Genomic DNA, 9,275 nt, shown 5'->3' with positions numbered 1-9,275 from the left:
GGCCTGCTGCTCACTGGCGCGGTTACGATCCCAGCAACGACGGTCGCGGCGGCTCCGGCCGGCCCCCTCAGCGCGGTCGCCGGCGGTTCCACCCCCGCCGCTGGCCGTACCAGCGCTGTGGAGAGCAAGCGGGTGGACAGCGTTCTGACGCCCAAGCTCGGCTGGTACCAGTGTTATGGCACCGCCGAATGCGCCACCACCCGGCTGCCGCTGGACTATGACGAGCCGGCCGGCGCAACCACCGAAGTCGCGCTGCTGCGGATCAAAGCCAAGGACCAGAGGAGCAAAATCGGCAGCCTGTTCATCAACCCCGGTGGCCCGGGTGGCTCCGGAACCAGCATGGCGCTTTCGGCTCCCTATTTCCTCAGCGATTCCCTGCTGCAGCGCTTCGACATTGTCGGTGTGGACCCGCGGGGTGTCGCCGCCAGCGAGAACGTCCGCTGCTGGACGTCAGTAAAAGAGCAGAACGCGGTGCTCGGCAAGATGAGCGTTGCTTTTCCGTGGGGCAAGGCCGAGGAAACCGCTTACGTCGATGGCGCCGAGCAATTCGGTAAGGCTTGTTCCACCGCCGGCCGTCCGTTGGCCGGAGCCTCCTCGACTGCCGAAGTGGTCCGCGACCTGGACGTTCTGCGCCGCGCGGTCGGCGACAAGAAGCTGACGTACCTCGGGTTCAGCTATGGCACGGCAATCGGCCAGTACTACGCCAACATGTTTCCGGATCGGTTCCGGGCGCTGGTTGTTGACGGGGTGCTCGACCCCGAGCACTGGGTCGGCACGGCCACGACCGCGAATCAGGAACAAGATGCTCGCCTGCGTTCGGCCGACGGCGCTTACAAGGCGCTTGTCGAAATCCTCAAGCGCTGCGACAAGGCCGGTGAGAAATACTGTGTATTTGCCGCAGGCAACCCGGTCAAGAACTTCGAGAAAATCGCGCAGAAACTGCGACAGAAACCGCTTGTCATCACCGATCAATACGGTACGTACACCATTACGTACGCGGATTTCATCGGCGGGATCCTCGGCACGCTGTACGGCATGGACGCCGGCGATGGAGTCACCTACATTTCCCAGGATGTGTCGAACCTGTTGTTCCCGACGTCCGCAACCGCCGCCACCAAGGCGAAAACGGCATTGATCAAACGCATCAAAGATGCCCGCAACCGTACGAGCCGCGATTTCCCGTACGACAACAGCTACGAAGCGTTCGCGACCGTCGACTGCACCGACGCCCTGCACCCCAAGGACGCGAGCCAGTACCCCGCCCTCATGGCCAAAGCCGATAAACGTGCCCCTTATTTCGGTCGCGCCTGGGGCTGGGGCACTGCCCAATGTTCCCGTAACACGTGGACGGTACGCGACGAGGACGCCTATACCGGGCCTTGGAACACCCCCACCGCGGCGCCGGTTCTGCTGGTCGGCACCACATGGGATCCGGCCACCAATTACAACGACGCGGTATCGGCTTCCAAGCGTCTTACCAACAGCCGCCTGCTGTCCAACACCAATTGGGGTCACACTTCTTATGGCACCTCGGAATGTGCCACCAGCGCCATTGACAGCTATTTGCTGACGGGCAAGGTGCCGGCCAGGGGAACCGAATGTCGCGGTGCCTACCAGCCGTTCACGACGCCGCTGCCCAAGAGCGACGGACCGGCGGTGCTGCGGGCCACTTCGGCGGGCGCGGGTCTGCCACCCGTGGCCATTCCGCTGCCGGTTTCCGTGCTCAACGGCAATCGCTGACCGTCACGGCGCCCCGGGATTCCTGCTCGGGGCGCCGTCGGAAACCGTTCGCTGCACGACCAGATCGTTCCGGTCGCGGTCACTTCCATGCCTTTTCCGGTACGGCCACAGCTCGGCAGTATCGAGGTATGACAGCAGCCCTCATCGTCATTGATGTCCAGGAGTCGTTCCGGGTGCGCCCCACGTGGAAAGCCGTCGGAAACCAGGAAATCGGCACCGCCGTGCAACGCCTCGTCGATGCAGCCCGAGCGGCCGGCGATCTCGTCGTCTGGATCCTGCACGCCGAGCCGGGAAGCGGCACACCGTTCGATCCCGAGTCGGGCCACGTCCGGATCTTCGCCGAGCTCAAGCCCGCGGACGACGAGCCGATCCTCACCAAGACCTCCCGTAACGCCTTCACCACGACGAATCTCCAGCAGGTACTGACCGAGCGCGGCATCCGGGACCTGACTCTGTGCGGTATCCAAACCGAGCAGTGCGTCGAAACCACGGCCCGGGTGGGGGCAGATTTCGGGTACGCGATCACCTTCGTCACCGATGCCACCACCACGTTCCCGATCCCGCACCGCGACGCCCCGGCCGATCGCAGCATCGAGGAGATCCTCGCCGACCCGCGCACCCTGCAGGTCGACGACATCGTCAGCCGCACCGAGTACGCCCTCGCCGGCCGGTTCGCTACTGTCACAAGCGTGCAGGAGCTGACCGGATCGTGAGTCGCGTGGTTTTCGTGCTCGTACCCGGCCTGCACCTGCTCGACTTGGCCGGGGCCGCCCAAGTGTTCTCCACGGCGGTCGACTACGGGCACGAATACCACCTCGCGTACGTCGCCGAACAGCCGGACATTCGCACCCACCAGGGCGTACGGCTGCATGCCGACACGCAATGGCCGGACCTCGACCCCGGCGATCTCATCGTGGTCCCCGGCTGGCGTTCCCCGCAACGGCTGGAGATCGGTGGTCTCGCCCCGTCATCGCTGCGCCGGATCGCGGCTCACCACGCCGCGGGCGGCACCGTCGCCAGCGTCTGCTCGGGCGCCGACGCGCTCGGCCGGGCCGGCCTGCTCAACGGCCGCCGCTGCACCACCCACCACGACTTCCAGGACGAACTGGCCCGCCGTTTCCCGCAGGCCGAGGTGATCCGCGACGTCCTCTACGTCTCGACCGACCGCGTCGTCACCTCGGCCGGGATCGCCAGCGGCATCGACCTCGCGCTGCACCTGGTCGCCACCCGGCACGGTCCCGCGGTGGCCGCCCGGATCGCCCGCCAGATGGTCGTCTACGCCCGCCGTAACGGTGACGACCAGCAGGAGAGCGCGATGCTGCGGCTGCGCGCCCACATGAGCGATGTCGTGCACCGGGTTCAGGACCGCATCGACGGGCACTTCGCGGAGGTGCTCCCGCTCGAGGCGCTGGCCCGGACGGCGGGGGTGAGCGAACGCACGCTGACCCGGCGCTTCGAGGCCGCGACGGGGCATACACCCCTGCGCTACCAGCAACTGCTGCGGGTGGAACGCGCGGAACATTTGATCGGCCATGGGGCGACAGTGGAGTCGGCGGCTCGGGCGGTTGGGTTCGGCGACGCCCGGATGCTCCGCCGCTTGCGCAACCGCGATCGCGTGCCGCTGTGAACGCCAGGCGGCGTAGCCGCTAATGCTGGACCGCGCAGCTGTGGGCGCTGGACCTTGCGGCCGCGAGCGCGCGACCGGCGCAGCCGCGAACGCCAGGCTTGGGGAGCCGCAATCGCTAGGCTGGGAAGATGCAGGTCGCCGGTCTGGTGCTCGCCGCGGGTGCGGGCCGCCGTTACGGGAAACCGAAGGCCCTCGTTTCCTGGCAAGGCACCCTGTTGGTGGAACGCGCAGGAAACACCCTGCGTGCCGCTGGTCTCGACCCTGTCCTGATCGTTGTAGGCGCCCAATCCGCTCGCGTCCGTGCAGCCGCGCCCACGCTCACCTACGTCGAGAACCCCGACTGGGAAACCGGTATGGCATCCTCCCTGCGCGCCGGCCTGAACAGCTTGGCCGCCACGACGGCCGCCGCAGCCACCCCATCGGCGGCAGCCGCTGCCACATCGGCGACCGCCGCCGCCACGTCGGCCGTCGCAGCAGGTGCTACGACGGCTGCCGCAGCGACCGCCGCAGGCGTGGCCACATCGCTGGCTGATGTGATGGCCGCTGCGGCGGCCGCACCACTGGCCGCTGCGGTGGTGCTGCTGGTAGATATGCCCGGGGTGACTCCCGAGGCGGTACGCCGGATCGCCGCCGAAGCCACGCCCGATGCGCTCGTCATGGGCGGGTACGGAAACCGGCGCTCCCACCCTGTCCTGCTGGGCCGCAACCATTGGAACGGCGTTTCCAGCACCGCGACCGCCGACCGCGGCGCCCGCGATTACCTGCGCACCCACGCCGATCAGGTACAAGTCATCCCGGTCGGCGACGTAGCCGACGACACCGACCTCGATGAGCCGCCCCCGCGCGGGGAAAACGCGTTGGACTAGAAGGCGTCCAGCATCGCGGTGACGGTGTTCAGGGAAACCATGCGGTGCGGCTCGTCCAGGGGTCCGGTGCCGAGCCGGTCGAGGTGGGCTGCGTGTAGTCCGGCTTCGCGGGCTGCCACCACGTCGAAGGCATAGTTGTCGCCGACGCTGAGCACGTTTCCCGGCGGCTGCCCCCAGCGGTGGCAGGCGCGTTGGAACGCTTCGGGAAACGGCTTGGCGACGCCGAGATCCTCGATGGTGAACACGGGGCCGAGTAGCCCGGCCAGCCCGGTGCGGGAAAGTTTCTTGTTCTGTTGCCCAGTGGCGCCGTTGGTCAGCACAGCCGTGGCGATCCCGGCGTTCCGAAGCTGTGTCAAGGCGGGAACGACATCGTCGTAGGCGCGCCATGCCGCTTCGTAGCAGCTGAGGTAGCCCGCGAAGATGGCGTCAAGCTCGGTGGCAGCTTTGGTCGTACCCAGAAAGTCTTGCAACCGGCGACGGCGCTGTTCCGCGTGTGTGATCTTGCCGTCCCGCCAGGCCGCGTGGTGGATCTCCTGCACGGTGAGCCAGTGGGAAAGCGTTTCCGGGGTGGCCGTGAGGCCGATGGTGGGCAGCCAGGCGCGCAAGCCGGCATCGGCGGCGGTATCGTGGTCGACCAGCGTGCCGTCGAGATCGAGGAGTACGGCAAGCGGTTTCACTCCCGGCATCCTATGCTCGGCTACCGTGACGATCAGGCCGATACCCCTGGCGACGTGGCCCACCCCGCTCGAACCGGCCCCGCGGCTCGCCCAGGAGCTGGGCATCGAGCAGCTCTGGATCAAGCGGGACGATCTGAGCGGGCTCGGCGGCGGCGGAAACAAGGTTCGCAAGCTGCAATACACCTGCGCTCAAGCGGTCGAGGCGGGGGCCAACCGGATCGTGACCACGGGTGCACCCCAGTCCAACCATGCCCGCTTGACCGCCGCGGCGGCTGCTCGGATCGGGTTGGACTGCACGCTGGTGCTGACCGGGAACGCACCGGAAACGCCGCGCGGCAACCTCCTGCTGGACGACCTCGCGGGAGCCCGGATCGTGTGGGCCGGCGACCAGCCGTTGGACCAAGTGGCCGCGCAGCAGGAGGGATACGTGATCCCGTTCGGCGGCACGTCGGCCTTCTCGGCGCAGGGCTACGTCGACTGCGCTCAGGAGATTCTGCACCAGCTTCCGGATCTCGACGCCGTCGTGGTCGCGGTGGGATCGGGCGGAACGATGGCTGGTCTGGTCGCTCACCTGGGTTCCACCCGGGTGTACGGAGTGGACACCGGCGCGGTGCCCGACCCCGTTTCCATAATTTCCGGTCTGCTGGACCAGATGGGAACGCCCACGGGAAACCTGCGCATCGACCGCGAACAAGTAGGCGCAGGCTACGCGACGCTGACCGACTCGGTGCGCGCCGCCTTGAAGCTGGCCGCGCGCACCGAGGGCCTGTTCCTTGACCCGACGTACACAGGCCGCGCGATGGCCGGCCTGTGCGCCAACCCGCCGCGCGGAAACGTCGTGTTCTTGCACACCGGCGGGCTGCCGGGACTCTTCGGCCACCCCGCGTTCAGCGGCAGCTAACAGCGACGGGGATCGCCTTGCGTTCAGCGTGAGCTAGCAAAGGCCGCGGGGAGGCCTCGTACGGCGGCCAGCCCCAGCGCCGTGCGGGGCAAGTAGCCGACCCGCCACAACCCGCCGTGCGCCGCACCTGAAGCCTCATCCCGCCATGCCTGCGGCGACGCGGAACGCGGCCTCCGAAGCTGGTGCACGAGCAGCGCGGCCATCAGCCGGTTGCTGGTCGCCGGCGCGAACACCTCGATGCCGAAAAGGTGAGCCCCGGCGTACGCGGCCGCGAGCAGGCGGTTGTTGGTCACCGAGCGGGTGGCGGTTGGCGGGGCCACCGAGAAGCTGACGGGTGTGCCGGCTCGCCTGGCCACCGAGGCCCGCCAGCGCTGAATCCGTTTCGCCAGCGCATAGTTGGGTCCTTGCTGTGGTACCAGGCTGTCCGCGATCCCAGGATCCGCACTGTCCGCAAACCGGAGATCCGTGTGATCCGGGAAATGCTGTTCCAGCAGTCTGCCACCGGACACGCGTTGCGCCACGCGCGCTTGAACCGACCGATCCCGATAACGCTGCGTCGCCTGCTCGACGACGTTTTCTGGAACGGCGAACGTATCGGTGGGCGTGGCGAGGAAGGCCAGCGCCGTTTCCGGCCGTTCCCGAACAAGGTGTACGCCCAAGGCGTCCACGGCAGCCGACAACCGCGGGTACACCGCGCCCGGGGCGTACACGTAGTCTCCAAGGATCAGCCGCCCTTCGATACCGAGCAGCCACTGCGCGGCCTCGGGTAACCCGGTGAGCAGATCGATCCCGGCGTCGGAAACAGACGTTCCCGGGGCTATCAGCGTTCCCGCACCACGCCGAGCGGTTTCCACGACCCGTTCCCACAATTGCGGACGGGGCAGGTCGATGCCCACAACCGTGCCGCCCCACGCGAGCACGGCCGGCAGCGGTCCGAGTTCCGCACCGGCGCCGAGCACCACGAGCCGCTGGTCGGAAAGGTCGAGCCAGTCGGGATGGTCGGCCACCTCGCGCACCATCTCGGCGCACGATTGCTCAATGATGCCGCGGGAAACCCACGCATCAAGCTGCCGGTACAAAGAGTCGCCTTGGAGAACTTCTTTCCCGTACGGAATGAGCAGCTCGCGCTCGGCTTTCCCGTTTCCCGTGATGGTGAACGAGGCGGGCGGTTGCGCGTTCCCCGTGAAGACATCGTCCAGAGCGATGTCGGTGCCGTCTCGGGACACGAGCATCCGGCGGTGCACCGATTCGAGGCCGGCGGCGGCTGTGTCGTACCCGTTCCCAAGCCCGGCCTGCACCAGTGACCGGAAGTGAGCCAGATAGCCCTTGCGCCAGTCGCGTTCTCGCTCCGCGGCTTCGGCCGCGGTGGGATCGGTGACGCGTAACGCATCGGCGACCACCGCCCGGCCGAAATCCGAACTGCTGCGCCGACCATCCGCCCCACGGGGAAACACGACCTCGTTCACGCGGGACAGTATGACCAGAACGGTCCCGTGGTAAGCCTTGCGGTGCAAGCCAGCCCTACAACTGATGGTCGGCAAGCCATTCTTCGACAGCGGCCACGACCTTCTCGGGCGTGCGGCGGGCCCACAGAAAATGATCCGGGTACGCATCCAGCTGTACCCGATCGACATGCTCGGGCAGCCGCCGCGCCAGGTGATCCACGGCCGCCGCGGGGATCATCCGATCACCCGTGATCCCGGCAAGGAGAGCGGGAACACGCATTTCCGCGAGCGCGGCTTCGTAGTCAGTGCGGTCGCCGCGTAGCCGGTAACGCCCGTAGCGGGCTTCGTAGCCCCAGTCGTTCATCAGCATCCGGGGCTGGCGCCCGGCGAACCCGAGCCGGTGACCAGGCCAGTAGCCCAGGGAACAGGTGACAGCACTGACGAACCGGACGCTGGCAGCGCGGCGAGCACGGGCCAGAGGGCTGCGGTGTGCGGCCTTGGAACTCGTTCCGGTGCCCAGGGTGACCACGGCATCCGGACGTACGCTGCCCGCCGCGCCGGAAAGCAGGGCCAGCTGACCGCCCAGGCTGTGGCCCGCGAGGACGATCCGGTGAGCGTCGGCCAATGCTGGACCGGCGAAGACGGCGGGCAAATCATCGCGGATCAGATGGGCGTACCCAAAAGAGGTTTTTCGAAGATCGGGCACCGGGCTGCCGGGCATGCCGCGCAGCTCGACCCCGACAACGTGCCGGCCGCGCCCGGACCACTCGGAAAGCAGTTTCCCGTAGTAGCCAAGGGGAACGCCGAGGGCGGGCAGAAAGACGATCGACGCGGTGCCGCCCGGGGAACCGTACTCCTCGACGGTCAGCGTGACGCCGTCGGACGAGCTGATCGGATGGACTTGCGGCTGCATCCCGCCAGTGTGCCCGCAGGCACGCCGCAGAAAAAGATCAACCCGGTTCGGGAAAATGACCGGGGACCCGTGGCGGCGGGTCCCCGGCGTTGTCTGTCACGGTATCGCGGTCTCAGCCCTGACGGCCGTTCCAGCGCGGATTCTTGCGGTTGATCACGACCATCCGTCCGCGACGGCGGGTCACGACCGAGCCCGGCTGGCTCTTCAGCGACCGGAGCGAGTTACGAACCTTCATGATGACCTCCGGATGACGGAACGCCGTTTCCCGCTGCGGCATTCCTGCAGGCCCGGCGCTGTATCCGGTCGGTGAGCATCATGCTCAGGCGGTGACGTCGAGCAGGTCTCCGCTGTTCAGCACATTGCGGAGCTGGCCCAGATCCACACCCCTGGTCTGCAGCATCCGGAGAAGTTCGGCCGGGTTGCTGACCTCGCCCGTGCCCACATCGATGAGCTCGCTGATCCGGCTCAGCTTCGCCTCATCCCGAGCGACGCCGCCAGAACCGCCGACGCCGGAACCGCCGCCGACCCCGGAACCGACGACGCCGCCGGAACCGCCGACGCCACTGAGCCCGCTAAGGCCGCTGGAACCGTCGGCGCCGCCGGAACCGCCGGGCGGGGGCGGCGGCATGCCGCTCGTGCTGGCGATTTTCTCCGCCATCTGCGTGGCGTCGACCCCATCGGCCGGTGCGGACGGCAGGCCAGCTTCGATCGCGGCGATCAGGTCGTCGTGGGAGACGCCCTGCGCGGTGGCGATGTCGTTCAGGCTCTTGCCGTCCTGCAACTGGCTCTTGAGGTTTTCGCTGCTGAGCCCGAGCTTGTCGGCAACACCGGCCATGGGGTCATCGCCACTGCCGGAGCGACGCGGCGGTGGGGGCATCCGATACGTGCTGGTCGTCGAGCTCAGCGCGCTGATCGAAGTCATTCTCATGTACCTCCTTGAACGGGCCGACCGCCGGTCCGCACGGAATCCCGGATCGGGCGCCATGCCGGGGTTGTGCAGATTTGCCAGGGCCTTCACAGACATTCACAGCTTCCGGAAAGAGTTGTCGCCCCGGGGTTGACAGTCACCCCCGGGGTGACACATTCTGATGGCATGACAAGTCAAC

Annotated in this window: 10 protein-coding genes; 5 read left to right on the top strand and 5 right to left on the bottom strand. The window is 67.6% G+C overall.

Going from position 1 to position 9,275, the window contains the following annotated elements; genetic code table 11:
* Positions 1 to 3 precede the first annotated feature (3 nt).
* The 4 genes from TFC3_RS23025 to TFC3_RS23010 all read left to right on the top strand — a co-directional run bounded on the left by TFC3_RS23025 (position 4) and on the right by TFC3_RS23010 (position 4,233).
* Positions 4 to 1,740 (top strand): alpha/beta hydrolase, encoded by a 1,737-nt coding sequence (locus tag TFC3_RS23025; protein ID WP_236718437.1) that lies wholly within the window; start codon positions 4 to 6, stop codon positions 1,738 to 1,740.
* Between the two features lie 128 nt (positions 1,741 to 1,868).
* The gene (locus tag TFC3_RS23020; RefSeq protein WP_067503595.1) at positions 1,869 to 2,453 is read left to right on the top strand and encodes a cysteine hydrolase family protein; all 585 of its coding nucleotides are present in this window, start codon (positions 1,869 to 1,871) and stop codon (positions 2,451 to 2,453) included.
* Positions 2,450 to 3,367 (top strand): GlxA family transcriptional regulator, encoded by a 918-nt coding sequence (locus TFC3_RS23015; protein ID WP_067503592.1) that lies wholly within the window; start codon positions 2,450 to 2,452, stop codon positions 3,365 to 3,367. The genes TFC3_RS23020 and TFC3_RS23015 overlap by 4 nt, the downstream gene beginning before the upstream one ends.
* A gap of 128 nt (positions 3,368 to 3,495) precedes the next feature.
* The gene (locus TFC3_RS23010; RefSeq protein WP_067503590.1) at positions 3,496 to 4,233 is read left to right on the top strand and encodes an NTP transferase domain-containing protein; all 738 of its coding nucleotides are present in this window, start codon (positions 3,496 to 3,498) and stop codon (positions 4,231 to 4,233) included.
* Here TFC3_RS23010 and TFC3_RS23005 read toward each other — a convergent pair.
* Entirely contained in the window at positions 4,230 to 4,973 is a 744-nt protein-coding gene (locus TFC3_RS23005; RefSeq protein WP_236718262.1) for an HAD family hydrolase, read from the bottom strand. The genes TFC3_RS23010 and TFC3_RS23005 overlap by 4 nt on opposite strands.
* Here TFC3_RS23005 and TFC3_RS23000 point away from each other — a divergent pair.
* Positions 4,936 to 5,811 carry a D-cysteine desulfhydrase family protein gene (locus TFC3_RS23000; RefSeq protein WP_067503584.1) on the top strand — a complete coding sequence of 292 codons (876 nt, stop codon included), beginning with the start codon at positions 4,936 to 4,938 and terminating at the stop codon, positions 5,809 to 5,811. The two genes, TFC3_RS23005 and TFC3_RS23000, sit on opposite strands and share 38 nt — an antisense overlap.
* Positions 5,812 to 5,834: 23 nt before the next feature.
* Here the strand turns inward: TFC3_RS23000 and TFC3_RS22995 are convergent, their stop codons facing one another.
* The 4 genes from TFC3_RS22995 to TFC3_RS22980 form a co-directional block, all read right to left on the bottom strand.
* Entirely contained in the window at positions 5,835 to 7,352 is a 1,518-nt protein-coding gene (locus tag TFC3_RS22995) for a hypothetical protein (RefSeq protein ID WP_236718261.1), read from the bottom strand.
* A complete protein-coding gene (locus TFC3_RS22990; protein ID WP_067503582.1) occupies positions 7,333 to 8,169 on the bottom strand; it encodes an alpha/beta fold hydrolase in 837 nt (278 codons plus the stop codon). The genes TFC3_RS22995 and TFC3_RS22990 overlap by 20 nt, the downstream gene beginning before the upstream one ends.
* 112 nt (positions 8,170 to 8,281) lie before the next feature.
* Positions 8,282 to 8,404, bottom strand: a complete 123-nt coding sequence (locus TFC3_RS22985) for a ribosomal protein bL36 (RefSeq protein WP_067507293.1) — start codon at positions 8,402 to 8,404, stop codon at positions 8,282 to 8,284.
* 84 nt (positions 8,405 to 8,488) lie between these two features.
* Positions 8,489 to 9,091: a hypothetical protein gene (locus tag TFC3_RS22980; RefSeq protein WP_153040350.1), complete on the bottom strand. Its 603-nt coding sequence runs from the start codon at positions 9,089 to 9,091 to the stop codon at positions 8,489 to 8,491.
* Between the last annotated feature and the right edge of the window lie 184 nt (positions 9,092 to 9,275).

It is taken from the genome of Actinoplanes sp. TFC3 (genome assembly GCF_001553785.1).
Taxonomy (GTDB): Bacteria; Actinomycetota; Actinomycetes; order Mycobacteriales; family Micromonosporaceae; genus Actinoplanes.
The sequence above is the reverse complement of the archived record's forward strand: the minus strand, read 5'-3'. Positions and strand labels throughout refer to the sequence as shown.

Coding starts and splice junctions, on each gene's coding strand:
- TFC3_RS23020 (WP_067503595.1), top strand. CDS start 1,869: ATGACAGCAGCCCTCATCGTCATTGATGTCCAGGAGTCGTTCCGGGTG.
- TFC3_RS23010 (WP_067503590.1), top strand. CDS start 3,496: ATGCAGGTCGCCGGTCTGGTGCTCGCCGCGGGTGCGGGCCGCCGTTAC.
- TFC3_RS22990 (WP_067503582.1), bottom strand. CDS start 8,169: ATGCAGCCGCAAGTCCATCCGATCAGCTCGTCCGACGGCGTCACGCTG.
- TFC3_RS22985 (WP_067507293.1), bottom strand. CDS start 8,404: ATGAAGGTTCGTAACTCGCTCCGGTCGCTGAAGAGCCAGCCGGGCTCG.
- TFC3_RS22980 (WP_153040350.1), bottom strand. CDS start 9,091: ATGACTTCGATCAGCGCGCTGAGCTCGACGACCAGCACGTATCGGATG.